This is a genomic window from Qipengyuania vesicularis, from assembly GCF_019711415.1.
GTDB classification, from domain to species: domain Bacteria; phylum Pseudomonadota; class Alphaproteobacteria; order Sphingomonadales; family Sphingomonadaceae; genus Qipengyuania; species Qipengyuania vesicularis.
In genome coordinates, this window is record NZ_JAIGNJ010000001.1 from 461,408 (window position 1) to 486,116 (window position 24,709).

The window sequence follows — 24,709 nt, forward strand, 5'->3', positions numbered from 1 at the left end:
GGAGCGTTCACGCGTAGTCGTCCCACTCGAATGTGCCCCGAAAGCTCTCGGTGGCGGGGCCTGTCATGCGGATCGAACCGCCAGCTTGCCATTCGATTTCCAGGTCGCCTCCAGGGAGCGAAACTGTCACCGGACTGTCGACCAGCTTTCGGCGCATTGCATGGACGGCGGTGGCACAGGCTCCCGTGCCGCAAGCGCGGGTGAGGCCCGCGCCGCGCTCCCACACGCGCAGGCGGATACTGTTGCGGTCCTCTACCGTGGCAACGTTGACGTTGACGCGTTCGGGAAAAAGGGGATCGTTTTCGATCTCCGGGCCAAGCCGGTCGAGCGGCACGACATCGGTATTCTCTACGAAGAAGATCGCGTGCGGATTGCCGACATTCACCGCGCCGGGATTATCGAGCATCTCCCAGCTGACAGGCATGGCCGACGTGTCCATGGCGTATTCAAGCGGGATCGCGTCCCAATCGAAGCGCGGCTCGCCCATGTCCACGCTCGCTCCGCCCTTTGTCGGAGAAGCACGAAGCAGGCCGCCTGCGGTTTCGATACTAGCCTCTTCGCCATGAAGCATGGCCACCGCGCGCGTTGCATTGCCGCAGGCCTCCACCTCGCCGCCGTCATGGTTGAATATCCGCATCCGGAAATCGGCCTTGTCGCTCGGTTCGAGCAGGATAAGCTGGTCGCAGCCGAGGCCCGTATTGCGGTCGGCGAGGGCAGCGGCCATCTGTGCGCTAATGGCCGGGAGAGTATTCGCACGCGCGTCCAGCACGACGAAGTCGTTGCCGAGACCGTGCATCTTGGTGAAACCGACGCGCATAGGCCCGCGCATCTAGGTGCTGGAAGGGGGAAGGTCCAGCCTCAGACCGCGTTGCGGCTGCCGTCGAGTTCCTCGTCACTGGCAGTCTTGCCCACCAGTCCGGTAATCTCGACGACGTTTTCATCGCTTGCCTCGACCAATCGGCCCAGGTTTTCCAGGCGTTCGACGACCTTTCGTGCTGGTTCCGGCCGACCGTAGTGATAGCCCTGTCCCTTGAGCTGGCCCCAGCGCTTCAGGGCGTTGGCGACCTCTTCGTCTTCGATCCCTTCGGCGGTGATGGGCATCTTCAGGCCGTCGCTCATCGAGATGATCGCCTCGACCAACTGGTCGCCTTCGTTCTTGTTCTTGAGCTCGCGGATGAAGCTGCGATCGATCTTGAGGCGATCGAAGGGCAGGCTGCGCAGTTGCGATAGGCTGGCGTAGCCGGTGCCGAAATCGTCGAGGCTGACCCTGACCCCCTGGTTGCGCAGCGAGGTAATCATCGAACGCACCATGCCGATATTCTCGTGCAGGCAGGTCTCGGTGACCTCGATTTCCAGGCGGTTGGCGGGGAAGCGATGTTCGACCAGCATTTTGAGGATCTTCTGGGCAAACCAGGGATCGCGCATCTGCACCGGGGAAATATTGACCGACAGCGTGATGCTCGGATCCCACTGCTTAGCGTCTTCGAATGCCTTGGCGATCAGGCGCTCGGACAGTTCGGCGATGACGCCGATTTCCTCGGCGATCGGGATGAAGATGTCCGGATTGACGAGGCCCATCTCGGGCGATTCCCAACGGGCGAGCATCTCGAACCCGGCGATCTCGCCAGTGTCGAGATCGATCTGCTGTTCGTAATAGGGCACGAACTCGTCGTTATCGATGCCGCGGCGAATGCCGGCTTCCAGTTCGTTGCGGAAGCGCAGTTCGTTTTCCATCGGCGGTTCAAACCAGTAGAAACGGTTCTTTCCCTGCTTCTTGGCGTGATACATGGCGATATCCGCCTTGTGCATCAGGTCCTGCGCCGGTGTTTCCGTTGGTTCGTCGCCGAGGTGGTGGGAACCTGCAATACCGATCGACACGGTCACATCGATGGCTGTGGACTGGTGCAGCACGGGGCGCGCAACCTGTTCCACCATCCGCATGACAAGGTGGTCGATCCGGTCGGGCGAATGCGTGTGATAGGGGACGGCGCAAATGAACTCGTCGCCGCCGAGGCGGGCAAGGCAGGCACCTTCAGGCAAGAGCTTGGCGATGCGCTCGGCACTCTCGCAAAGCACCCGGTCTCCGGCAGCATGGCCGTTGAGATCGTTGACCTGCTTGAAGTTGTCGAGGTCGATCGCGATCGTCGCGATGCCATGGTCGGCGGTGCATTTCGTCGCCAGCAGTTCTTCGAGCCGGGCGGCGAAGCTGCGCCGGTTAAGCGAGCCGGTGAGGTCGTCCATGTCGGCCAGCTGACGCGCCTCCATCTCCGCTTCACGATGCGACGCGAGCTCGCTGGTCAGCACCTTGTAGCGTTGCCAGCCGAGGAGGATGAGTGCGATGTTGAGCAGCAGGGCATTGGTCAGGACTGCATCGGGAGCATTGCGGCTACCGAGATAGGATTGGGCAAGAGCAGGCAGCACCGCACTGGCGAGCGCGACGAAAAGGCCGATGGCTGAGAACGCGATGACCAATGCCACATAGTTGCGTCTTCCACGCGCCCCTTCGGCCGGCGTTTCGCGGCTTGCGTGATCGATGTCTGTCAACTGATCCTGCGCCAAGGGACCCCCCGGAATTTTCGGCCATCCCGGATTATGCAGACAAAGCTAATATGCGGTTAATTCGCGGAGGCTTCCACAAGGGGAGGGTAGCCAAGGAATTGCGCGCTCGCTACGCAGCGCCAACTAGGACAACCCACCTGCCAATCCAGGAGAATCCCCCAATGGCCCGATACTGGCTGATGAAATCGGAACCCTTCAAATACAGCTGGGACGATCTCGTGGCCGAGAAGGAGGGGACTTGGGACGGCGTTCGTAACCACCGCGCGAAGAACAATCTTGCGGCGATGGAGGTGGGTGATCAGGCTTTCTTCTACCACTCGCGCGAGGGATTGGAGATCGTCGGCATCTGCGAAGTCAGCGTCGCCGGCATCACCGATCCGACCGATCCGGAAGGGAAGTGGGCGGCGGTCAAGGTGAAGCCCAAGACCAAATTGCCGCATCCGGTCACGCTCAAGCAGATCAAGGCCGAGCCCAAGCTCGCCGAGTGCGAACTGGTCAAGCTGTCGCGTCTTTCGGTGGCCGAGATCACGCCGGACGAGTGGTCGGTGATCTGCTCGATGGCGGGTATCTGACAGGGCTGGATCCAAGGAACGGGTTACGCCTGCCGCTCATTGAGTGAGTGAGTTCCTCATAGGAGAGCAGACAGGATGGACCGTTTCAAAGGCAAGCGCATACTGATTACCGGCGGCACGAGTGGCATGGGCCTGGCCGGTGCGAAGTTGATCGTCGAGGAGGGTGGAGAAGTCGCGGTAACCGGGACCAGCCAGAATCATCTTGATGAAGCCGGGCGAGATTTGCCTTCCGGATCGCTCGTCCTGCGCAACGATGCCTCCGACCCCGAAGCGGCCAGGGAACTCGGCGCCAAGATCAAGGACCAGATGGGTTCGATCGACGGAGTCTGGCTAAACGCGGGATTCGGCAAGTTCGGTGACAATACCGAGATCGATGCCGAGACTTTCGACGGCATGACGAACGTGAATGTCCGAGGGCCTGTACTGCAGATGGCACAGCTGATTCCCCTGATTTCCGATGGCGGTTCGGTCGTCGTGACAGCATCGGTGTCGCCCTATCTGGGACAACCGCAGGGTGCAGTCTATGCTGCGACGAAAGGCGCGGTCACCGCCCTGACGCGCGCTTGGGCTGCCGATCTAGCCGGTCGAAACATCCGCGTGAACTCAATCGCACCGGGACCAATTGAAACAAACTTCTTCGAGGGAATGGGTCTATCTGACGAAGAGGTCGAAGGCTTCAGCAAACAGATCAAAAAAATGGTTCCGCTGGGCCGGTTTGGGAGTAGCGAAGAGGCCGCACAGGTGGCCCTCTTCCTGTTGTCGGACCAGGCAAGTTACGTAACCGGCTCGCAATACATGGTCGACGGCGGGATGACGATGCGTTAGCCGCTGCGTAGTCCGCTTACGGTCGCTCCGCTGGCGGCGAGCTGCTCGATCTCGATGTGGCAATGGATCAGGCGCAACCCGCTGCGTCCTTCGGCAGCGACCAGCGCGTCCTTGAATTCCTGCGCGGTCGTGGCGGTCGCGGACCAGCCGCCGAAGGCCGAACCCATGGCCGCGAAATCGGGATTGGCGAGACGTGTTCCGCTGATCCGCTCCTCGCCCGGGAACTCGCGTTCCTGGTGCATTCGGATCGTGCCATAGGCCGAATTGTCGATCACGATGACGATAAGGTCTGCGCCGTGCTGGACCACCGTCGCCAGCTCCTGTCCGTTCATCAGGAAATCGCCGTCACCTGCGACGGCAACGACCGTCCGGTCGCGGTGGCGCAGAGCGGCCGCAACGGCGGCAGGAACGCCATATCCCATCGCGCCGCAGGTCGGGGCGAGCTGGGTCGGGAATCCCTCGTATCGCCAGTACCGATGCCACCAGCCAGCGAAATTGCCCGCGCCGTTGCAGATGATCGTGTCGGCTGGGAGCGTGTCGCGCATGAACTGCACGCACTGGCCCATGTCGAGTTCAAACTGCGGGGCGGGGTGTGCGGTTGCCCAGGCCTCCCATTCGGCGTGGGCCTCGACGCCGGCATCGAAGTCGATAGTCTCGCCATCGTCCCACAGCGCCGCACTCTCGGCGAACTCGTCCATCTCGGCGCAGATCGCGAGATCGGCGGGGTAGACGCTGTTGAGCTCGTTCGGGTCGGGATGGATGTGGACCAGCTTGCGATCCTCGGCCAGCAGCGGCGGGACAGTGTAGCCATCGGTCGTGGCCTCGCCGAGACGTGCGCCCACGGCAATAACGAGGTCGGCATTCTTGACCCGTTCGACCAGCTTGGGGTTGGGCCCGTAACCGAGGTTGCCTGCATAGACCCGGCTGGAAGGCGAGATAGCGTCCTGGCGGCGGAAAGCGGTTGCGACGGGTAGGCCGAGGCGTTCGGCGAAAAGCTGGAAGTGCTGGCGGGCCTTGGCGTTCCAGCCTGCGCCGCCGATGATCGCGACCGGCGAGGCGGCATCGGCGATCAAAGCCATCATTGCCTGCATTGCGTCGGGGCAGGGGGCCTGTGCGGGACGCTCGACCCGTGGGCGGGGCTTTGCTGAAGTGTCGCGGCTGAGCATGTCCTCGGGCAGGGCGAGTACGACCGGCCCGGGGCGGCCGGAAATCGCGGTGGCATAGGCGCGCGCGACATATTCCGGGATGCGGTCAGCCGAATCTATCCGCGTCGCCCATTTGGCGATGGGTCCGAAGAAGGCCGCGAAATCGACTTCCTGAAAACCCTCGCGGTCGCGCATCTCGCTGTCGACGTCGCCAACGAACAAGATCATCGGCTGCGAATCCTGCATCGCGACATGGACGCCGATGCTGGCGTTGGTCGCGCCCGGCCCGCGCGTGACGAAGGCGACACCTGGGCGCTGGGTCATGGCACCGTCCGCACATGCCATCATCGCCACTCCGCCTTCCTGGCGGCAGGTGACGAGGTCGATCGTATCCTGCTGGCCGAGCGCGTCGAGTACCTGGAGGAAGCTTTCGCCGGGGACGGTGAAAATCCGCTCGCAGCCCTGCTCGATCAGGCAATCGACAAGCAGTTTGGCGGCGGCGGGGGTGGGATGTTTGCTCATGGCTGGGGCGGTTAGCCGCGCAGACCCTGCGGTGCAATCTTTGCTGTCGTTCCAGACGCTTATCCCCGGAGCGAAAACGCTTGTCCCGAATTGGAACAGCTTGATTTTGCGGGAAACTTTTAGTTAAAGAAGCGTTAACTCGACATCATGAGACGCGCACTTGTTCTTACCAACGAGACCGCCCGGCACTGGCTTCGGGCATCTCTGCCGCAGCGCCGCCGTATGTTTGCGGATGTCCCTCAGGCCGATGTCGTCGACTGGCGGCTGACGGCTTCGGACGTGCGCGGCGTCGCGACGACCTATTTCGCCACAGTCGCTGCGGTTCTCGCCTTCATCATCTAGGCACTCGCGCCGGCAGCTGCCGCTGCGGTTCGCTCTGCTACCAAGAGGCGGCGGCCGAGCCATGCCGAGATCAGGCACATGGCTGCGCTGATCAGAACCTGCTCGACGATTGGCACGCCGGCGACGCTCATCCCCATCGCGAGCAGCGATCCGCAGACCATCGCCCCCGAATTGACGATATTGTTGGCCGCGATCGTTCGCGAGGCGCGATCCGGTGCGACGCGCGTCGTGAGGAATGCGTAGAGCGGCACCACGAACATCCCGCCTGCCACCGCGATCCCCAGCAGGCTCAGCAGGATCACGGTCGCAAGCGGCCAGGAGAGGAAGCCCGCGACATCGAGCAGTTCGGTCGGCTTGTCCGATTCCCACAGTTTGCAGACCAGGTAGAAGGCAACCACGAAGACCCCCATCGCGATCACCGATAGCGGCGCATAGCGGGCGGAGACCTTGCCCTTGAGCAAAGCCCCGACAATCACCGAACCGATCGCGACGCCGACCGAGAATACGACGAGGAAGATGCTGGCCACCTCCTTGCTCGCCATGATCACGTTCTTGGCGAGCGGCGGGAACTGGATGAACAACACTGCCCCGATGGTCCAGAAGAAGCTGATCGCGAGGATGGCGTAGTAGACCTCGCGGTTGTGCATCGTCTCGCGGATCAGCTGGGTCGAGGCCCTCAGGATGTGCAAGTCGATCTTCTCGATCTTGCCTTGCGGCGGGGCGGGGGGAACCTGCCGGCTGACGAGGTAGCCGACGATAGAAGTCAGCACGATGCCCACGGCGGCAACCTCGACCGCGATCCATCCGGCCAAGATCGTGCCCGCGAGAATCGCGATATAGGTTCCGGCCTCGACCAGCCCGGTGCCCGCCAGTACCTCGTCTTTGTGCAAGTGCTGCGGCAGGATCGCGTATTTGATCGGCCCGAGGAAGGTCGACTGGATCCCGGTCATGAACAGCGCCAGCAGCATCAGCAGGACGGGAACGCTTGTCTGGATCCCGAACAGATTCACCGGCATCTCATAGCCCTGCCATGCGAGCATCAATCCGCTCGCGCCGATCAGCATCAGCACGATCTCGCAGGCCTTCACCTTGCGGATGATCGAGGCCTTGTCGCGCATGTCGGCCAGCTGCCCGGCGAGCGCGGACAGGATGAAGAAGGGCAGGATGAACAGGCCCGACGCGATCGCCGAAAACAGCCCCTCCGCCTCTTCCGAATTGAAGATCGAATAGACAACGAACAGGACCATCGCGGTCTTGTAGAGATTGTCGTTGAAGGCGTTGAAGAGCTGCGTGACGAACAGCGGCAGGAACCGCCTGGTGCGCAGCAAGTGAGTGCTTGTGAACATGACCCCCCGGGAAGAAACCTTCCGTATAGGAACCCTTGGTAGAGACATCGCGGCGGCGGACAACCCCGTGTCGCGTCTTTTGCGGCGGGGCGTTTGCCGTTAGGGGAACGAGGAACGATGCTGACGCTGCCCAATATCCTGACGCTTTCGCGCATTTTCGCGATTCCCGTGCTGGCCTTCCTGCTGTGGTGGCCCGGCTGGGAACTGGGCTTCCTGATGGCATTCGGCCTCTATTCGCTGATGGGCATCACCGACTATTTCGACGGCTATCTCGCGCGCAGCAGCGGGACGGTGTCGAAGCTCGGCATCTTCCTCGACCCGATTGCAGACAAGATCATGGTGGCCGCCGTAATCCTCGTGCTTGCCGCGCAGGGCGTGCTTACAGGGCCCTATGTCGGCGATGCGCATGTGATCGCGGGGCTCATCATCCTGATGCGCGAGATCGCCGTATCGGGCCTGCGCGAGTTCCTCGGGCCGTTGCAGGTCTCCGTCCCGGTCAGCCGCCTCGCCAAGTGGAAGACGACCTTCCAGATGCTGGCGCTGGGCTCGCTAATCCTCGGCCAGGGCCTGCCGGACTGGAACGTGATGATCGGCACGGTCGATGCGAATGTGCCGCACACCGTGGGCCTGATCACCCTGTGGGGCGCGGCCGTGATGACGGTGATCACAGGCTGGGATTACCTGCGGGTCGGCCTCAAGCACATGGATTAGGACTGCGCGGGCGATCCTACAGCTTGGAACACATGGAACACGGTCTTTGAGGGGAAGCTCTCTTGGGCCTGAAGCCGCGGTGTGTGAGTGATCGACTGGGAGAAAGAGCGGACTGGAAGCTAGCTGCCTCCGGGCAGGTAGGAAATGTCGGGAATGGGGTGAAAAGCGGACATTCGCTAGCGTCATTCGTTTTCCACTCTCCTGTCCGGCATTGCTTCTAATGCCGCAGCGGCGCACTCTCGAATCTGCTCCCAGCGCGGATCAGAGAAGAGCGCTTCGCGCCTCCAAAACGCCTTGTCACCGCCAGTTCGAAGGTCCCCAAAGATTGCGGCAACTGACCGCGCCGCATCAATTTCAGCCTGTGTAATTTCACCAAGCTCATGTTTGTATTCGCAAGCAACGTAGTAATCGTCAAATTCCAATAGCAACTCGTCGTTGCCGTAGCAGGCGGCACTTTTTCCATTTGTCAAATTTCTAAAGGTGTAATCGAGGTATTCGACTTGGGCCTGCGCAGGAGACGCAAGTATCAAGATCGAGTCTCGCAAATTTGCATACCACAAACTCATGTTTGGACACTATCTGCCAAATTTCTTGGACACAATGCTCTGCGCGAGATGTCAGACTCACAGACCTAGAAGTATTGATCGCAAATTCGGGCGGCTGTCAGCCTTCGGGTCGCTCGCGAACCTTCCTCACCCCGCCCGCAATTCCTCTGCCAGCAGTTCGAAATCTTCCCGCCGCGGGGAGTTCTTGCGCCAGATCAGTGCGATCTCGCGGCTGGCGCTCTTTGATTTGAGCGGGCGGGCGACCACCTCGGTGCCGCGCAGGATGCCGGCCTCGACCGCCATTTCGGGCAGCATCGTCAGCCCCAGGCCGTTGTCGACCATTTGCACCAGCGTGTGCAGGCTGGTGCCGATCATGGTGGTCGAACCGCGCAGTTCGGGCCGGTTGCAGGCGGCGAGTGCGTGGTCCTTCAGGCAGTGCCCGTCTTCGAGCAGCAGCAGTCGCCCGTCGTCGATCATGTCGGGGCTCACCGTCGCGGGTGGATCGCGCGGATCGTCTTTCGGGAAGGCGACATAGAGCGGATCGTCGGAGATATGCGCCTTCTCCACCTCTCCGGTGGCAAAGGGGAGGGCGAGCAGCACGCAATCGACGCGCCCGTGCTGGAGCGATTCTACCGCGTCGTGGCTGGTCTCCTCGCGCAGGAATAGCTCGAGCTCGGGCCGTTCCTTGCGCAGGCGCGGCAGGAAGCGCGGGAGCAGGAAAGGCGCGATGGTCGGGATCACGCTCATGCGCAGCTGGCCCGCCAGCGGCTTGCCCGCGGCCTGGACGAGGTCCGCCAGTTCCTCCGTCTCGCGCAGCACCCGGTGCGCCTTTTCGACCACCTGGTTGCCCAGTGCCGTGAAACGCACCACCCGCCGGCTCCGCTCGACCAACGTCACGCCCAGCAACGACTCCAGCTCGCGAATGCCCGCAGACAGCGTCGACTGCGACACGAAGCTGGCCTCGGCAGCACGGCCGAAATGGCCATGCTCGTGCAGCGCCACGAGGTACTGCAGCTGCTTGAGAGTGGGGAGGTAGGTAGACATTCTGGCTCGGCCCTATCCGTTCGCCCTGAGCTTGTCGAAGGGCCGTACTTCACTTTGAGCGATGCGCTAGATGAAAAAGCGGTGCTTCGACAAGCTCAGCACGAACGGAAAGCCTACTCCGCCGTTATCACTTCATCTTGAGCCGCTTCCATCATGCCGGCGTGCACATCGTCGACGTGGGTCATCAGCAGGCGACCGTCTTTGACCGCGAATGCCAGGCGGCCTTCGACCAGTTCGAGGGCATCCTTGCCGAACACCTCGTAGCGCCAGCCCTGCAAGATCGGCAGCTTGCGCACGCCAGCCGCCAGCGCTTCCATTTCGTCGGCGCGGGTCAGGAGGCGGGCGGCCACGTCGATCTCGCGAGCGCGGATCTTGAGCAAGAGCTTGAGAAGGTCCGCCACCAGCGCGCCCTCCTTGCCCAGCGGCGCACCGCGCTTGGGCTTTTCGGGCATCTCGTCCTTGGACAGCGGTTCGGCCTTGTCGATGACCTTCATCAGCCGCTTGCCGATGTCATTGTCCTTCCACGCATTGGACAGGCCGCGGACCTTGGTGAGGTCGCCCTGCTTCTTCGGTGGGTGGCTGGCGATGTCTGCCAGCGTTTCGTCGCGCATGATCCGGCCGCGCGGGATGTTCTTGTGCTGCGCCTCACCTTCGCGCCATGCGGCGAGCGCTTTCAGGCGGCCGAGGACGGTGGGGTTGCGCCCTGGCGAGCGAATGCGCTTCCACGCCTGGTCGGCATCATTGGCGTAGTTTTCCGGATCGGCGAGCTTGTCCATCTCCGCATCGAGCCAGGCGCCGCGGCCGGTCTTGATCAGCTTCTTCAGGATCTTGGGGAAGATCTTCGAGAGGTGCGTTACGTCGCCGATCGCATATTCGATCTGCCGGTCGGTCAGCGGGCGGCGCCCCCAGTCGGTGAAGCGCGCGCCCTTGTCCACGGTAATGCCGAGCCAGCTTTCGACCAGATTGGCATAGCCGATCTGCTCGTTCTGGCTGATCGCCATCATCGCGATCTGCGTGTCGAAGATCGGGTGCGGCGTCTTGCCGGTGAAATTATAGACGATCTCGACGTCCTGTCCGCCGGCATGGAAGACCTTGAGGACCTCCTCATTGTCGCACAGCAGCTCCCACAGGGGTGCAAGGTCGATACCTTCGGCCAGCGGGTCGATGGCCGCGGCCTCATCCTCGTTTGCGATCTGCACCAGGCACAGCTCCGGCCAGTAGGTGTTCTCGCGCATGAATTCGGTGTCGACGGTGACGAAATCGCTCTTCGCCAGGCGCTCGCAAAGATCGGCGAGCGTATCGGTATCGGTAATCAGTTCGTGTATTTTCATCGTGTCTTTTCTGTCGTTCGAGCGGAGTGCCGCTCCCGCACCGCAAGCGAACCTTGACAAAAGCCCGCTGGTGCCCTGTTAGCGCGCGCGATTCCCCGCTAGGGGTCCGCGCACGCCAGCGCCCTTAGCGCCATACATCCCAAATTGGAAAGACTTCCAGATGCACGCCTATCGTACCCACAACTGCGCTCAGCTGACGAAAGACAATGTCGGCGAAACCGTCCGCCTGTCAGGCTGGGTGCACAACAAGCGCGATCATGGCGGCGTGCTCTTCGTCGATTTGCGCGATCACTATGGCATCACGCAGATCGTTGCCGATAGCGACAGCCCGGCGCTGCCCGTGCTGGAGAAGATGAAGCTGGAATCGGTCGTCACCATCGACGGCACGGTAAAGGCGCGCGACGAGGTTGCGGTCAACAAGAACCTGCCGACGGGTGAGATCGAGGTCTTCGCCCGCGAAATCACCGTCCAGAGCCGCGCGGACGACCTGCCGCTGATCGTGAACCAGGCAGAAGACTATCCGGAAGAGACGCGTCTCAAATACCGCTTCGTCGACCTGCGCCGCGAGCGTGTTCACAACAACATCATGTTGCGCAACCGTGTGATTACCTCGCTGCGCCAGCGCATGATCGCGCAAGGGTTTTCCGAGTTCCAGACGCCCATCCTCGGTGCATCGAGCCCCGAAGGCGCGCGCGACTATCTCGTGCCCAGCCGTCTCCACCCGGGCCGCTTCTACGCGCTTCCGCAGGCGCCGCAGATGTTCAAGCAGCTGCTGATGGTCGCCGGTTTCGACCGCTACTTCCAGATCGCGCCCTGCTTCCGCGACGAAGACCTGCGCGCCGACCGCAGCCCCGAATTCTACCAGCTCGACTTCGAAATGAGCTTCGTGACGCAGGAAGATGTCTTCCAGGCGATCGAACCGGTGCTTGCTGGCGTGTTCGAGGAGTTCTCGGGTGGCAAGACTGTGACCCCGGCCGGTGAATTCCCGCGCATCCCCTATGCCGAGGCGATGCTGAAGTATGGTTCGGACAAGCCCGACCTGCGCAACCCGCTGATCATTTCGGACGTCACCTCGCACTTTGAAAAGTCGGGCTTCGGACTGTTCGAGAAGATTGTCGGCACCGGCGGCAAGGTCCGCGTGGTCCCGGCTCCGAACACGCATGAAAAGAGCCGCAAGTTCTTCGACGAGATGAACGACTGGGCGCGTAAGGAAGGTTTTGCCGGTCTCGGCTACGTCACGCGCAAGGGAGGCGAGTTCGGCGGTCCGATCGCCAAGAACCACGGCACCGAAGGCATGGAAAAGCTCTATGCCGAACTGGGCCTCGGTGAAAACGACGGCCTGTTCTTTGCCGCGGGCAAGGAAAAGGATGCTGCCAAGCTGGCCGGTGCTGCGCGCACCCGCGTCGCTGAGGAACTGGGCCTGATCGAAGAAGGCTGCTTCAAGTTCTGCTGGATCGTCGACTTCCCCATGTTCGAATATGACGAGGAACTGAAGAAGGTCGATTTCAGCCACAACCCCTTCTCGATGCCGCAGGGCGAGATGGAAGCGCTGGAAACCAAGGACCCGCTCGATATCCTCGCATGGCAGTACGACATCGTCTGCAACGGCTACGAACTGTCCTCGGGTGCGATCCGGAACCACAAGCCGGAAATCATGTACAAGGCGTTCGAAATTGCCGGCTACACGCAGGCCGATGTGGACGAGAATTTCTCGGGCATGATTGAGGCCTTCAAGCTCGGCGCACCGCCCCACGGCGGTTCCGCACCGGGCATCGACCGCATCGTGATGCTGCTCGCCGACGAGCCGAACATCCGCGAAGTGATCGCTTTCCCGCTCAACCAGAAGGCTCAGGACCTGATGATGGGCGCACCCAATCTCGTCAGCCCGCGCCAGCTGCGTGACGTGCATATCCGCACCGTTGAAGCCCCCAAGCCGCAAGGCGCCGAGGCAACCCGCGTGGACCGTAGCGGCGGCGAGTAAACCCATGCCCCTTGCGCAAGCCTCTTGCGTTCATTAGGGCGAAACCCAACTTAATAACCCCCAAGATTGAGAGGGAATAGAATGAGCGATACTGCCGACCGCGTGCAGAAGATTGTCGTCGAGCATCTCGGCGTCGAGGCCGACAAGGTTACCCAGGAAGCCAGCTTCATCGACGATCTGGGCGCAGACAGCCTCGACATCGTCGAACTGGTCATGGCGTTCGAAGAAGAGTTCGGCGTCGAAATCCCCGACGATGCGGCTGAGAAGATCACCACCGTCGGCGACGCGACCAAGTATATCGAAGAGCACAAGGGCTAAGCCCAACCTGCTTTTTGCACCCGCGTGATGCGCGGGACCGGACAGGCCCGACCCTGATGATGGGCCGGGCCTGTTGTCTTTTTTGCGGAGAATTACATGCGGCGTGTGGTCGTTACCGGACTTGGCCTTGTCACCCCCCTTGGCGGTGATGTCGAAACCTCGTGGAAGAACCTGATCGCAGGCAAGAGCGGGGCGGGGCAGATCACCCGCTTCGATACCGAAGGCCAGAAGGCCACGATCGCCTGCGAGGTGAAGGACAAGGACCACGAATGGGGCTTCGATCCTGACAAGCGCGTCGATCACAAGGTCCAGCGCCAGGTCGATCCCTTCATCATCTACGGCATCGATGCCGCCGGACAGGCGATCGAAGATGCCGGGCTCGAAGACATGGACGAAGAGACCAAGCTGCGCGCGGGTGTCTCGATCGGTTCGGGCATCGGCGGCCTGCCGGGAATCGAAAGCGAATCGCTCGTCTGCCGTGACCGCGGCCCGGGCCGCGTCAGCCCGCATTTCGTCCACGGACGCCTGATCAACCTCATCAGCGGCCAGGTCTCGATCAAATACGGTCTCATGGGCCCGAACCACGCGGTCGTGACCGCCTGTTCGACCGGCGCGCACTCGATCGGCGATGCCGCGCGCATGATCGCGCTCGACGATGCCGACATCATGCTGGCTGGCGGTGCGGAAAGCACGATCAACCCGCTTGGCGTGGCGGGCTTTGCACAAGCACGTGCGCTCAACATGAGCATGAACGATCGCCCCGAGGAAGCTAGCCGCCCCTATGACAAGAACCGCGACGGTTTCGTCATGGGCGAAGGCGCCGGTGTTGTCGTGCTGGAGGAATACGAGCACGCCAAGGCACGCGGCGCAAAGATCTACGCCGAAGTGGTTGGCTATGGCCTGTCGGGCGATGCCTATCACGTCACCGCCCCGCATCCTGAAGGCAAGGGCGCGGAACTGGCGATGCGGATGGCGCTCAAGAAATCCGGTCTCGAACCCTGCGACATCGACTACGTCAATGCGCATGGCACCTCGACCATGGCCGACACGATCGAACTGGCGGCGGTCAAGCGCGTGCTGGGCGACGATCTGTGCGGCGCCTCGATGAGCAGCACCAAGTCTGCCATCGGGCACCTCCTGGGCGGTGCGGGCGCAGTGGAAGCGATCTTTTGCATCCTAGCTATCCGCGACCAGGTCGTTCCGCCGACGCTCAACCTGACCGATCCGGATGAAGGCACGGAAGGCGTCGACCTCGTCCCGCTGCAGGCGAAGAAGCGCGAAGTGAAGGCCTGCCTCAACAACAGCTTCGGCTTTGGTGGCACCAACGCTTCGCTGATCGTCAAGAAGGTCGACTAAGGTGAAGAAGGCTGCCCTCTTGCTGGGGGCTGTCGTCGTACTGCTGATGGCAGGCGCCGGCGTCTGGCTGGCGAGCGGCTGGTACGGATCTTCCACCGTGTCCGAAGATTCCGGTTTCGTCGTGCCACAGGGCGCGAGCGGGACCGCAATCGCGCAAAAGCTCGAGGAAGAGGGGCTGATCCTGTCGGCGGACGCCTTCCTCCTGCGCGCGCGGATTTTCGGTGGCAGCGGCACCATCAAGGCGGGCGAATACTCCATCCCGGCCCAGGCGAGCTCGGCCGAGATCATGGATATCCTCCAGAGCGGCGAGGTCGTCCTGAACTTCGTCACTATCCCTGAGGGGCTGCCCTCGATCCTCGTCCACGAACGCCTGATGGCAGTCGAAGGCCTGGTCGGCGAAATCCCGGTGCCCGACGAGGGCTCGATCCTGCCCGACACTTATGATTTCCAGACGGGCGAGGAGCGTTCGGCGGTCGTCGCGCGCATGCAGGCCGCGATGGACGATTATCTTGCCGAAGCCTGGTCGAAACGCACCGACAAGTCGGTGGTGAAATCGCCCGAAGAAGCCCTGATCCTCGCTTCCATCGTGGAGAAGGAGACAGCGCAGGCAGACGAACGCCCGATGGTCGCCGGCGTCATGACCAATCGTGTGCGTATCGGCATGATGCTGGGCGCGGATGCGACCACGATCTATCCGATCACCAAGGGCAAGCCCCTGGGCCGTCGTATCCGCGTGTCGGAACTGCGCAGCACCAATCCCTACAACACCCGTGCCGTCGCGGGGCTGCCACCGGGGCCGATCACCAATCCCGGACGCGAGAGCATTGCCGCGGTGCTCGATCCGGCCGAAACGAAGGCGCTCTACTATGTCGCCGATGGCAGCGGCGGTCATGTTTTTGCAGAGACGCTTGAAGAGCATAATCGCAACGCAGCGAAGTGGCGCCAGCTGCGCCGCGAACGCGGGGAAATGTGAGCGAGGCCGATGCGTCGCTGATTCTGGCGGCCGAACTGCCGCCGGAGATGCATCGCCGCTACACCGACCTACGCACGCAATTTTTCCCGCCCGAGCGCAATTATCTCGAAGCGCATGTCACGCTGTTTCACGCCATCCCAGCGCAATGCGAAGACGAGTTGCGTCGGTACCTCGCGCGGCTGACTGGCGAGGTCCCGCCGATCCGTGGACAGGTCGAAGGGCTGATGTCTCTAGGAGGAGGCACTGCCATCAAGCTGTCGAGCCCGGATCTGCTCGCCCTGCGCGACGAAATCGCCGAGCATCTTCGCGGGATGCTGACCCAGCAGGACCAGCACCGCCCGCGGCTCCATGTGACGATCCAGAACAAGGTGACATCGAAGGACGCGAAGGCGCTGCAGGCGCAGCTGGCGGGCACGATCGAGCCCCGCGAATTCGCCTTTTCGGGCCTCGCGCTGTACATCTATCGCGGCGGCCCGTGGGAATTCGTACGGCGCTTCGCATTTCGCGGGAAATGAGTGTTGACCACCGGGGCCACGCGCCCTAAATGCGCCGCCTGCCGAGCGGGCATATGCCCGCCGCACGGCCTTTCGGGGCGGAGTAGCTCAGGTGGTTAGAGCAGCGGAATCATAATCCGCGTGTCGGGGGTTCGAGTCCCTCCTCCGCTACCAATTTTACCCGATCGTTGATTTGTCCGGGCCGACTTGCGGCCACCAGTGATCGTGGGCTGCCGCAGCCCGAGGTCCCCGGCCCTCTTGCGCCAGCGCTCACCTTCGACCGTATTGGCACGCCTTGTCGGATTAACCTCGGCTGTCGTCGGCATCTGCCGCTCCGTTCGGCTCTCACCAATCCGCAAAATCCGTCAGGCCTGAGGGCGCATGGATGCGCTGCGAAGTTGCGCATTCCCGGCGCATTTGGCCACCATCTTGCGGATATCGCGGATTGCTGGCACAATATGAACATGAGCAGGCGATTTTTCTGTCCTGATTGCGGCCTCGTTGCCGTACGCCGATCGGTGGAGTTTCATCTCACCGACTGGTTCAACGAGTAATCCCGAACCGCGCGGGATAGGCGCGGATTTCGGGCACGCTCCTGATCGTGCCTTCCGACATTCCGGGCCCATCCCCGACCATTCGCATGCGGCCATTGCGCTGCCCATGAAGGTTCGAGGGATCACACCATGTCAATGCAATCGAATATCCGTTGCGGGGCTGCCGGCACCGCTGCCCTGCTGCTCGCAGGAATTTCCACACCCGTCCTTGCGCAAGCCGTCGCCGGGACCGAAGAGGCCACTCAGACCGACGACGAGGTAATCGTCGTCACCGGTAGCCGCATCGAAGGACTGCCATCCGATGGCCCGGTCCAGACCATCTCCATCGGCCGCGACGATATCGTCGAATCGGGTGCAGGCACTATCATCGAGGTTCTCCAGGACCTTCCAGTGGCCACCGGAGGCGGCGCGACATTCTCGACCGCAACCGCCGGACCGCTCTCGTCCGATACGCCGGTCGGCGCGTCTGCTGTCTCGCTCCGCGGACTGGGCGCGTCCTCGACGTTGACCCTGATCAACGGCCGCCGCGCACAGATCAGTGCCTTCGCGCGCGGTCAGGAAAGTTTCATCGACGCCAGCTCCATTCCCCTGGCAGCGGTAGAACGGGTCGAAGTCCTGCCCTCCGGTGCTTCGGCGATCTATGGGGCTGACGCGGTGGCCGGCGTGGTCAATTACGTCCTGCGCGATGATTTCGAGGGTATCGAGCTCACTGCAAGCTACGGCAACTCCACGGCAGGAACAGACGAGGGGCGCTACAACATTACCGGGGTCGTCGGTACGCGTCTTGGTGATCGCAATTCGGTCATGCTGGTGGTCGACTACTTCAAGCGCAATCCCTTCTTCCTGCGCGACCGGGCCATAAGCCGCGACAGCTTCCGTCCCAGCCAGCAGGGTTTCTATCCCAGCTATAACGACCTGTTTTTCCAGTTCTTCGACCAGACCGAAGAGCCTGCCGACGGTGGCTGCGCCGCCGACGATTTCGGTTTCGGCAATTTCGGCGAGTTCTGCGAGGTCAACACCAACGCCTTTATTTCGGCGCAGGATCGGCTGGAGACCATTGGCGGCCTGTTCACTCACCAGTTCGAGATCTCGGACAGGCTGACGTGGTACAATGATGTGCTCTATAGCCGGGTGGAATCGCGCGGCATCAGCTCGCCCGCAAACTTCTCGCGTGCGCCCATCGATCCGGAAAATCCGTTCTGGCCCGCAGCCTTGCAGGCAGACATTGTCGAAGAAGGCGGGGTCACCGATTTCAGCGACTACTTCGGCTTCCCGATCTTCGCCTGGGGCAAGATCCCAGAGCCGCGCGCAGTAGAAATCGAATCCGACAGCTATCGGATTACGTCAGGCTTGCGCGGCGATCTGGCAGGTGACTGGCGATTCGACGCCGCTTTCCTGTTCGGCGGCAATGACCGCATCCAGAGAGGCTTGTCCGGGCTGGTCGTCGCGCAGAATTTCTACGATCTCAATCTCGGCAACATCTGTACCGACGGGACGAGGGTGGAACGCTGGGATGTCGATCCGGGGCGCCCGACCGCGGATTTCGTGGGTGACACCTGTGAAGACATCGGCCTGACCACGCTCTGGTACAATCCTTTCGGAGGCCAGACTACCCAGGAAGCAGGAGTGGCGGAACTGCTCGGCACCGAGGCGGAACGCAGCGGCAAGTCGCGGCTCTACGCCTTCGATGCGAGCGTCAACGGCACGCTGCTCGAGATGCCTGCCGGTCCGTTGAAGGCAGCATTTGGGGGCGAGTTCCGCCGCGAAACGCTGCGGGACACCCCGTCTGGGATTGCAGTCGCGACAATTGACAATCCGGAGCCCATCCTCGGCTTCTCTTCCACCAGCGCCGAGGCGGATCGCAACAGCTGGTCGCTCTACGGTGAATTCTACGTACCACTCGCAGCTGGGCTAGACCTGCAGCTTGCCGGGCGGTTCGACGATTTCGAAGGCTTTGGGAGCGACTTCAATCCGAAGATCGCCGCGCGCTGGGAACCAGTCGACTGGCTTGCCCTGCGCGCCAATTATTCGACCTCATTCCGCGCTCCTTCGCTCGCCCAGAGCGGTGCGGGTGTGCTGCTGAGCTCGTATCGTGTCGATTGCGAAGCGACGCCAGGCGCGTGCGACGATGATCCCACTGCCGATGGCGAGGCACTGTTGTCCGAAGATGTCGGCAATCCGAACCTCGGTGCCGAGAACGCTCGGAGCTTCGGCGGCGGCATTGTCGTCATGCCCAATTCGGATATCGAGCTGCGTGTCGACTACTGGAATATCCGGCACGAGGACCTGGTCGGCATCGACGAGGACGACTTCATTCGCCGTGCCTTGGCGGGAGAATTCGCTGTTGTCGGGGATGGGGAACTGGCCACCGGTACGCCCGGCCTCGAAGTCACCAACGGTTTTGTGACCGACGCCCATTTCCAGATCACCAATCTCGGATTCCAGAAAACCGACGGCATCGACTTTGCCTATACCCACCGGTTTGGTGGCGGAGATGCGGGCGATTTCACCTTCTTGCTGGACGCTACCCACATCCTCAACTTCGAGCGCAAGGCCTCGGAAGCCAGCCCGCTGGAGCAGTTGGCGGGCGACTATCTTTATCCCGACTTCATCGCGAGCGGGAAGTTGCGCTGGCGCAAGGATGAATGGCGAGCCGCGCTATCCGGCCACTACAAGAGCGGGTATCGCGACGATCCGTCGGACCGCACGCTCGAGGCGCTCGGACTGCCACTGGATAGCGAATACGAGGTCGACGATTACCTGACCTTCGATCTCAGCGTGAGCTACGACTTCGCCGAGGACAGCTTCATCCAGCTATCGCTGCGCAACATCCTCGATGCGGACCCGCCACGGGTGCTTGGATCCTCCTCGAATGTCGATCTCTTCAACCATGACCTGATCGGGCGCTACGCTACGATCCGCGTGACGAAGCGCTTCTAACGCGACAAGGTCAGAAATCCGCCGTGTCGGGGCCTGCCATTGGGTGGCAGGTCCCGGGCGGCGACGACGGGAGAAGGCGATGGCCGATCGAGAATCCGACAAGGCGGAGGGTGCTGCCGACGCATCGACGCGGGTCTGGCGGATGCCGGACACGCTGCTCATCATGTTCGTGCTGGCGGTGCTGGCCTGGGCCGCGACATTCGTCTTCATACCTGGCCAGTTCGACGTGGCAGGCGATCCGGCGCGGATCGTACCGGGCAGCTTCCAGGCGGCCTCCGGGACAATGCCTGCGCCCGTGCTGGGCGATGAAGACCGCGCGGGTTTCCTCGACTTTTTCTATGCCGGGCTCGTAACCGGTGATCGTTATTCGCCCACCGTGGGCCTGATGGCCTTCATCATCGTGCTGGGCGGGGTGTTCGGCATGATCATGCGCACCCGTGCAATCGACGCTGCGCTTCAGGCCTCGCTACCTGGCGGCAAAGCGCAGGGAGAGACGCTGATACTGCTGCTGTTCGTGTCTTTCTCCCTCGGCGGCGCTGTTTTCGGCCTGTCCGAAGAAGCGATTGCCCTGACGCTGATCCTGGCGCCATCGCTGAGCCGCGCGGGCTATGACTCCATTACAGCATTGCTCGTCTGCCTGTGCGCGAGCCAGATCGGTTTCGCGACGAGCTGGATGAACCCTTTCAGCGTCGTGATTGCGCAGAGCATATCTGGTCTCCCCCCCATGTCCGGCATGGGTCCACGAGTGGCGATCTGGGCCAGCTTCACGGTGCTCGGCGCCCTGTTTACCTGGCACTACGCACGCCGGGTCCGCCTCGGGATCCGTCCGGCAGTTGGGAAGATCGCCGACACGTCCGACAAGGGCGCAATCGACAAGTTTCGCCTCGCCCACCTGTCGGTATTGGCCACTCTTCTGGCGGGTGTCGCCTGGGTGGCGTGGGGCGTGACGACGCGTGGCTACTATTTGCCGGAAATCGCGGCACAATTCTTCGCAGTGGGCATGGTTACGGCGGTCATCGCTTATTTGGGCAAGCTCGAGGGTGGATCGACCGGCGAGATGATGGAGGCATTTCGCGAGGGAGCGGCACAATTGCTGCCGGCCGCACTTATCGTCGGTGCCGCGAAGGGGATCATGCTCCTGCTGGGAGGCGATTCCCCGACAAGCGTTTCGCTGCTCAATGCGTTGCTGAACGGCCTTGCAAACCTGACGGCGGCAGTGCCCGACTGGATGACGGCCTGGGCCATGTATCTGGCCCAGAGCATTTTCAACTTCGCGGTGTCCTCCGGCTCGGGCCAGGCGAGCATCACCATGCCGATTATGGCCCCGCTTGCCGATCTTTCGGGCGTGACACGTCAGACCGCGGTGCTCGCCTTCCAACTGGGCGACGGCTTCACCAATTTGGTGGTGCCGACTTCCGCCACGCTGATGGGCTGCCTCGCTGCAGCACGCGTTTCTTACGGCCAATGGCTGGCGTTCTTCTGGAAACCCATGGTGGCGCTGTTCGTCTTAGCCAGCGCGGTCATGTTGATCGCCCACGCAGGAGGGTTCTGATGGCCTGGAAACTCCTGACGGCCTTCCTAGCCCTCGCGATGGGAGCCTGCACAACGCCCAGCCTTCTGGCTCAACCGGGCACTCTGGTGATCGTCGGCGGCGGGCTCGAGGCCGACAATGAGGAAGTCTTCCGGGCCTTCCTCGAAGCACGGCTAACGGAAGCTACCTCCATCGCAATTGTCCCCGCGGCGTCGGGCGCGCCGAGCCAATCTGCTGCGGACTTCCGTGATGCGCTTGTCAGGCACGGTGCCGATCCTGCCGACATCAGGATTGTCGAGCTTGCGGTAAAGGACGATCCGGCGACGGCCGATATTGACGAGGCCGGCTGGTCGGCGAACGCCGACAATCCATCGGAAATCGAGAAAATCGCGCAGGCAGGAGCGATCTGGTTAACCGGAGGCGACCAGTCGCGACTGACCGAGTTGCTGATCGGCGAAGGTGGCCGCGACACGGCGATGCTGGCTGCCATTCGCGCGCGCTTGGAAGCAGGCGCGGTGGTAGGCGGGACCTCGGCGGGCGCCGCAATCATGAGCGATCCGATGATCACGCAGGGCGATACGCTGGCAGCACTACTGCCAAATGCTCCCGGAGAGGAGGTTCGCTTCGACCGGGGACTGGGGTTCTTTCAAAGGGCACTGGTCGATCAGCACTTCGGGGAGCGGGCAAGGCTCGGCAGGCTCGCCGCGCTCCTCGTCAGCAAGGACCAACCGCATCGGATCGGGATCGGGATCGACGAGAATACCGCAATCCAGTTCACAGTCGGAGAAACACATGTCCTCGTTCTGGGGTCAGGATATGTGACCTTCCTGGATGCGCGCTCGGCCAAGATCGGGGACGGGTCGCGGTTTGCAGTCCGGAACCTGGCGCTGAGCCTCGCCTCGAGCGGGGACCGGATCGCGCTGGGAGATGGCCAGGTCGAACCCGCGCCTAACAAGCAAGCGACCGTCGGCAATGAATATTTCGACGCTGAGACCATCTCCGGAGGCGGCATGGCGCTTGGCGGCAGCACGCTTGCCGAGGTGGCCGGCGAGGCCCTCCTCGACAATTCGGCTGCCCGCAGCGTCGAACGCCACAGTTTCAGCGGCACCTTCGGAGTAACTTATCGCTTGGTGCAAACCGACGATTCCCGGGGCTGGTGGGGGCGCTCTCCGGCCGGGAACGCAAGCTATGCCCTGTCGGGCATCCGCTTCGACATCGAACCTATCGATATAACCATAATGAAAGCAGAAAACTGATGTCGCATGACCATGTCATAGCCTTGCACGGCGGTGCTGGAGTGAACCCGGAACGCGACTACGCGAAGGTTGAGACGCATCTAAGCGAGCTGGTCGACCGATGCGAGCAGATGCTGGCTGGCGGCGAAACGGCTCTCGACACGGTCGAATTTGCCGTGGCCGAGATGGAAGACAGCGGGCTCTACGTTGCCGGGCGAGGATCCGCCCCGAACGACCAGGGCGTGGTGGAATGCGATGCCGCGATCATGGACGGCGCGCGCCTGAGGGCTGGCGGCATCTGCGCCGCCGTCGATGTTGCGCAACCTATCCGGGCTGCACGCGAAGTTCTCGAGAATACTCCCTACGTCCTACTGGCTGGTGACGGAGCGAACGCATTCGCTCGCGAGCGGGGTCTGGAGATGGTGTCGGACCCGGTCTCCCATTTCGTATTGCCTGTCGGAGTTGAGGCGGAGGAACTGCTGAAGCTCGATGACGGCCTCGCGCATGGGACGGTCGGTGCCGTCGCCCTAGATCGCAACGGCCAGCTCGCGTCGGCGACCTCGACCGGCGGCTTGCTGGGAAAGCGGGCTGGCAGGGTGGGCGACACGCCTATTACGGGGATTGGAAACTGGGCCGATGAGGAGGTCGCGGTCAGCTGCACCGGGATTGGCGAGGCGTTCATCTACGCCGGGGGCGCGCGCGATCTCGCGTCTCGCATGGCATATGCCGGGCAAAGCCTGGAGGATGCCGGCGCCTCTTTGCTCGCGGAAGTCGCGCGGCACCGCGGCGATGGCGGTCTGATCGCAGTCCACCGGACTGGCGAGGTTATCATGCCTTTTAATTCGGCCGGCATGAAACGGGCGGTCGCAGGTTCTCGGATCACCCGGGCGGTAGCGATTTTATAGCGCAAACTGTCCGGGCGATTGGTCGCAAGAGAGGCTTCGCAAGCCTTGCAGTCCCGCCCCATTCCCTCCTGACCGAGCGTCAGAAGGAGTACTTCGTCGAGACCTGGACCTTTTGCAGGTTCCCGCTCTGGCCGTCCTCTGTCGTGCGTTCGGCATACATGTATTCGATGCCGATATCGATCGGTCGGGCAGGGGAGTAGATGATGTTCGCCAGCACGTTCCAGCTTTCATCGGTGGCTGCGCCCGAGGTCAGCAGGACGGGATTATCCGCCTTGAAGTAGGAAGCGCCGATATTGGAGCGGAGCTTGTCGGACCACGAATGGCGCAAGGCACCGAATCCGGAATAGGTGAAGATCGGGTCGAGGTTGCCCTCGGCATCGACCGCCGCATCGTTGACGATGTTCAGGCCGATGTAGCGTCCGAGCCCGTCACCGACGGTCCCCATGAACCGGAAGTCATCGCGCTCGCCGAGTTTGAGCTTGCCCGAGACGCTGAGGCCGTAGCCGAACGCGCTGTCCGAACCCGTGCCGAAGTCATCATCGGATATGCGCAGCGTCCTGAAGATGCCTGCAGTCGAAAGCGAACCCCAGTCGCCGGTGAAGTTGTATCGCGCGACGATATCCGGGATCGTGTCGTCGCCTGCCAGCACGCGCGATCCATCGCTGGCGGTCACGGTCGTTTCGGGTTGTTCGACTGCAAGCATCAGCCCGCCATCGGTGTAGCGGATCATCGGCTGGCGTTCGAACACGGTCCCCGGCGTCGTGCCGATGAAATCGAGGCTTTCGGGCAGTGCACCCACGTTCTGGAAGGTCGACCAGGCTTGGCCGAACAGCCACTTGTCATAGGTGATGAATGCTTGCCGCAGGCGCGGTTGGTAGCTGTTCGAGATGCGTTCGTCGCCTCCCGGCGTGACCATGAAATCGAGCTCGATTTGCGAATTGAGCGAATGTTCGGCGCCGACATCGGTCGCAGTCTTGAAAATGAAGCGCGTCTGGCGCGCGTTGAAATCGGTGTCCCAGCCGGATGACTCGCCGCCCACCGGGATGGCGCCGGGAATGAGGAAATCGCGCACGATGCTGCCCGTACCGACCTGTCCCGCGCTCGTGCGCTGGGCGATCGCATCGAGCTTCACATAGCCAGCATAGGATACGAGCGTGCTGCCAACGCGGAAGCCCTTGTCTTCCTGCTTCTTGGGTTCGTCGATCTGGGCGGCGAGTTCTTCCTGCCTTTCCTGGAGCGCGCGTGTTTCGGCTAGCGCTTGCTGCGTCTGTGCGACGGTTTCGGCCTGTTGGGCATCCATCTGGCCTTCCTGCGCATCGAGCCGCTCGACCAGCTGCATGACCAGCGCCTCGAGCCGATCCAGCCGCGCTTCGACGTCGTCGTCCTGCGCCGCGGCAGGAGCTGCCGCAAGGCATGTCCCCGCAAGTAGACCCGCACGGATCACGTTCCTCAAAGCGCTGCCTGCCATTCCTTCCTCCCA

The 24,709-nt window shown here is 62.4% G+C and carries 21 protein-coding genes and 1 tRNA gene; 14 read left to right on the forward strand and 8 right to left on the reverse strand.

Annotated features, from left to right (window positions below):
* Positions 1–7 precede the first annotated feature (7 nt).
* Together dapF and K3146_RS02355 are read right to left on the reverse strand one after the other, a co-directional pair.
* Positions 8–817, reverse strand: coding sequence for a diaminopimelate epimerase (gene dapF / locus K3146_RS02350; RefSeq protein ID WP_221544590.1), 810 nt, complete (start codon positions 815–817; stop codon positions 8–10).
* A gap of 41 nt (positions 818–858) precedes the next feature.
* Entirely contained in the window at positions 859–2,544 is a 1,686-nt protein-coding gene (locus K3146_RS02355) for a putative bifunctional diguanylate cyclase/phosphodiesterase (protein WP_221544591.1), read from the reverse strand.
* Positions 2,545–2,720: 176 nt separating this feature from the next.
* Here K3146_RS02355 and K3146_RS02360 point away from each other — a divergent pair, with 176 nt between their 5' ends.
* Both K3146_RS02360 and K3146_RS02365 read left to right on the forward strand, forming a co-directional pair.
* Positions 2,721–3,131 carry an EVE domain-containing protein gene (locus tag K3146_RS02360; RefSeq protein WP_221544592.1) on the forward strand — a complete coding sequence of 137 codons (411 nt, stop codon included), beginning with the start codon at positions 2,721–2,723 and terminating at the stop codon, positions 3,129–3,131.
* A 75-nt stretch (positions 3,132–3,206) separates the two neighbouring features.
* On the forward strand, positions 3,207–3,956 hold the full coding sequence (locus tag K3146_RS02365) for an SDR family oxidoreductase (RefSeq protein ID WP_221544593.1): 750 nt from the start codon (positions 3,207–3,209) through the stop codon (positions 3,954–3,956).
* On the opposite strand, the gene K3146_RS02370 is transcribed toward K3146_RS02365, so the two are convergent.
* Complete coding sequence (locus K3146_RS02370; protein WP_221544594.1) at positions 3,953–5,623, reverse strand: thiamine pyrophosphate-binding protein; 1,671 nt, start codon at positions 5,621–5,623, stop codon at positions 3,953–3,955. The genes K3146_RS02365 and K3146_RS02370 overlap by 4 nt on opposite strands.
* Positions 5,624–5,770: 147 nt before the next feature.
* Here K3146_RS02370 and K3146_RS02375 point away from each other — a divergent pair, with 147 nt between their 5' ends.
* Positions 5,771–5,965: a hypothetical protein gene (locus tag K3146_RS02375; protein ID WP_221544595.1), complete on the forward strand. Its 195-nt coding sequence runs from the start codon at positions 5,771–5,773 to the stop codon at positions 5,963–5,965.
* Here K3146_RS02375 and K3146_RS02380 read toward each other — a convergent pair.
* Entirely contained in the window at positions 5,962–7,311 is a 1,350-nt protein-coding gene (locus tag K3146_RS02380; RefSeq protein WP_221544596.1) for an MFS transporter, read from the reverse strand. The genes K3146_RS02375 and K3146_RS02380 overlap by 4 nt on opposite strands.
* 117 nt (positions 7,312–7,428) lie before the next feature.
* Here K3146_RS02380 and pgsA point away from each other — a divergent pair, with 117 nt between their 5' ends.
* Positions 7,429–8,022 carry a CDP-diacylglycerol--glycerol-3-phosphate 3-phosphatidyltransferase gene (gene pgsA, locus K3146_RS02385; protein WP_221544597.1) on the forward strand — a complete coding sequence of 198 codons (594 nt, stop codon included), beginning with the start codon at positions 7,429–7,431 and terminating at the stop codon, positions 8,020–8,022.
* 182 nt (positions 8,023–8,204) lie between these two features.
* Here pgsA and K3146_RS02390 read toward each other — a convergent pair whose 3' ends face one another.
* From K3146_RS02390 to rnd, 3 genes are all read right to left on the reverse strand, one after another.
* Positions 8,205–8,588 carry a hypothetical protein gene (locus K3146_RS02390; protein WP_221544598.1) on the reverse strand — a complete coding sequence of 128 codons (384 nt, stop codon included), beginning with the start codon at positions 8,586–8,588 and terminating at the stop codon, positions 8,205–8,207.
* Between the two features lie 126 nt (positions 8,589–8,714).
* Positions 8,715–9,611: a hydrogen peroxide-inducible genes activator gene (locus tag K3146_RS02395; protein ID WP_221544599.1), complete on the reverse strand. Its 897-nt coding sequence runs from the start codon at positions 9,609–9,611 to the stop codon at positions 8,715–8,717.
* 113 nt (positions 9,612–9,724) lie between these two features.
* Entirely contained in the window at positions 9,725–10,942 is a 1,218-nt protein-coding gene (rnd, locus tag K3146_RS02400; protein ID WP_221544600.1) for a ribonuclease D, read from the reverse strand.
* Between the two features lie 160 nt (positions 10,943–11,102).
* Between rnd and aspS the strand changes: the two genes are divergently transcribed.
* The 10 genes from aspS (at position 11,103) to K3146_RS02450 (ending at position 23,229) form a co-directional block, all read left to right on the forward strand.
* Positions 11,103–12,923 carry an aspartate--tRNA ligase gene (gene aspS, locus K3146_RS02405; protein ID WP_221544601.1) on the forward strand — a complete coding sequence of 607 codons (1,821 nt, stop codon included), beginning with the start codon at positions 11,103–11,105 and terminating at the stop codon, positions 12,921–12,923.
* A gap of 81 nt (positions 12,924–13,004) precedes the next feature.
* Positions 13,005–13,241 carry an acyl carrier protein gene (locus K3146_RS02410; RefSeq protein ID WP_006834437.1) on the forward strand — a complete coding sequence of 79 codons (237 nt, stop codon included), beginning with the start codon at positions 13,005–13,007 and terminating at the stop codon, positions 13,239–13,241.
* Between the two features lie 96 nt (positions 13,242–13,337).
* Positions 13,338–14,597, forward strand: coding sequence for a beta-ketoacyl-ACP synthase II (gene fabF / locus K3146_RS02415; RefSeq protein ID WP_221544602.1), 1,260 nt, complete (start codon positions 13,338–13,340; stop codon positions 14,595–14,597).
* A gap of 1 nt (position 14,598) precedes the next feature.
* Positions 14,599–15,570, forward strand: a complete 972-nt coding sequence (gene mltG / locus K3146_RS02420; RefSeq protein WP_345723567.1) for an endolytic transglycosylase MltG — start codon at positions 14,599–14,601, stop codon at positions 15,568–15,570.
* The gene (locus K3146_RS02425) at positions 15,567–16,085 is read left to right on the forward strand and encodes a 2'-5' RNA ligase family protein (protein WP_345723569.1); all 519 of its coding nucleotides are present in this window, start codon (positions 15,567–15,569) and stop codon (positions 16,083–16,085) included. Before mltG ends, K3146_RS02425 begins: the two co-directional genes overlap by 4 nt.
* 76 nt (positions 16,086–16,161) lie before the next feature.
* Positions 16,162–16,238: transfer RNA gene (locus K3146_RS02430), tRNA-Met, on the forward strand.
* A 509-nt stretch (positions 16,239–16,747) separates the two neighbouring features.
* Positions 16,748–19,558, forward strand: coding sequence for a TonB-dependent receptor plug domain-containing protein (locus K3146_RS02435; protein ID WP_221544603.1), 2,811 nt, complete (start codon positions 16,748–16,750; stop codon positions 19,556–19,558).
* Between the two features lie 79 nt (positions 19,559–19,637).
* Entirely contained in the window at positions 19,638–21,110 is a 1,473-nt protein-coding gene (yfcC, locus tag K3146_RS02440; protein WP_221544604.1) for a putative basic amino acid antiporter YfcC, read from the forward strand.
* On the forward strand, positions 21,110–22,345 hold the full coding sequence (locus K3146_RS02445) for a cyanophycinase (RefSeq protein ID WP_221544605.1): 1,236 nt from the start codon (positions 21,110–21,112) through the stop codon (positions 22,343–22,345). Before yfcC ends, K3146_RS02445 begins: the two co-directional genes overlap by 1 nt.
* On the forward strand, positions 22,345–23,229 hold the full coding sequence (locus K3146_RS02450; RefSeq protein WP_221544606.1) for an isoaspartyl peptidase/L-asparaginase family protein: 885 nt from the start codon (positions 22,345–22,347) through the stop codon (positions 23,227–23,229). The genes K3146_RS02445 and K3146_RS02450 overlap by 1 nt, the downstream gene beginning before the upstream one ends.
* Positions 23,230–23,308: 79 nt before the next feature.
* On the opposite strand, the gene K3146_RS02455 is transcribed toward K3146_RS02450, so the two are convergent.
* Positions 23,309–24,697, reverse strand: coding sequence for a DcaP family trimeric outer membrane transporter (locus K3146_RS02455; RefSeq protein ID WP_221544607.1), 1,389 nt, complete (start codon positions 24,695–24,697; stop codon positions 23,309–23,311).
* Positions 24,698–24,709: the final 12 nt, after the last annotated feature.

Excerpts from the sequence above, each read along its gene's own strand:
- dapF (WP_221544590.1), bottom strand. The coding sequence starts at position 817 with ATGCGCGTCGGTTTCACCAAGATGCACGGTCTCGGCAACGACTTCGTC.
- K3146_RS02360 (WP_221544592.1), top strand. The coding sequence starts at position 2,721 with ATGGCCCGATACTGGCTGATGAAATCGGAACCCTTCAAATACAGCTGG.
- K3146_RS02365 (WP_221544593.1), top strand. The coding sequence starts at position 3,207 with ATGGACCGTTTCAAAGGCAAGCGCATACTGATTACCGGCGGCACGAGT.
- K3146_RS02370 (WP_221544594.1), bottom strand. The coding sequence starts at position 5,623 with ATGAGCAAACATCCCACCCCCGCCGCCGCCAAACTGCTTGTCGATTGC.
- K3146_RS02375 (WP_221544595.1), top strand. The coding sequence starts at position 5,771 with ATGAGACGCGCACTTGTTCTTACCAACGAGACCGCCCGGCACTGGCTT.
- K3146_RS02380 (WP_221544596.1), bottom strand. The coding sequence starts at position 7,311 with ATGTTCACAAGCACTCACTTGCTGCGCACCAGGCGGTTCCTGCCGCTG.
- pgsA (WP_221544597.1), top strand. The coding sequence starts at position 7,429 with ATGCTGACGCTGCCCAATATCCTGACGCTTTCGCGCATTTTCGCGATT.
- K3146_RS02390 (WP_221544598.1), bottom strand. The coding sequence starts at position 8,588 with ATGAGTTTGTGGTATGCAAATTTGCGAGACTCGATCTTGATACTTGCG.
- K3146_RS02395 (WP_221544599.1), bottom strand. The coding sequence starts at position 9,611 with ATGTCTACCTACCTCCCCACTCTCAAGCAGCTGCAGTACCTCGTGGCG.
- rnd (WP_221544600.1), bottom strand. The coding sequence starts at position 10,942 with ATGAAAATACACGAACTGATTACCGATACCGATACGCTCGCCGATCTT.
- aspS (WP_221544601.1), top strand. The coding sequence starts at position 11,103 with ATGCACGCCTATCGTACCCACAACTGCGCTCAGCTGACGAAAGACAAT.
- K3146_RS02410 (WP_006834437.1), top strand. The coding sequence starts at position 13,005 with ATGAGCGATACTGCCGACCGCGTGCAGAAGATTGTCGTCGAGCATCTC.
- fabF (WP_221544602.1), top strand. The coding sequence starts at position 13,338 with ATGCGGCGTGTGGTCGTTACCGGACTTGGCCTTGTCACCCCCCTTGGC.
- K3146_RS02435 (WP_221544603.1), top strand. The coding sequence starts at position 16,748 with ATGTCAATGCAATCGAATATCCGTTGCGGGGCTGCCGGCACCGCTGCC.
- yfcC (WP_221544604.1), top strand. The coding sequence starts at position 19,638 with ATGGCCGATCGAGAATCCGACAAGGCGGAGGGTGCTGCCGACGCATCG.
- K3146_RS02445 (WP_221544605.1), top strand. The coding sequence starts at position 21,110 with ATGGCCTGGAAACTCCTGACGGCCTTCCTAGCCCTCGCGATGGGAGCC.
- K3146_RS02450 (WP_221544606.1), top strand. The coding sequence starts at position 22,345 with ATGTCGCATGACCATGTCATAGCCTTGCACGGCGGTGCTGGAGTGAAC.
- K3146_RS02455 (WP_221544607.1), bottom strand. The coding sequence starts at position 24,697 with ATGGCAGGCAGCGCTTTGAGGAACGTGATCCGTGCGGGTCTACTTGCG.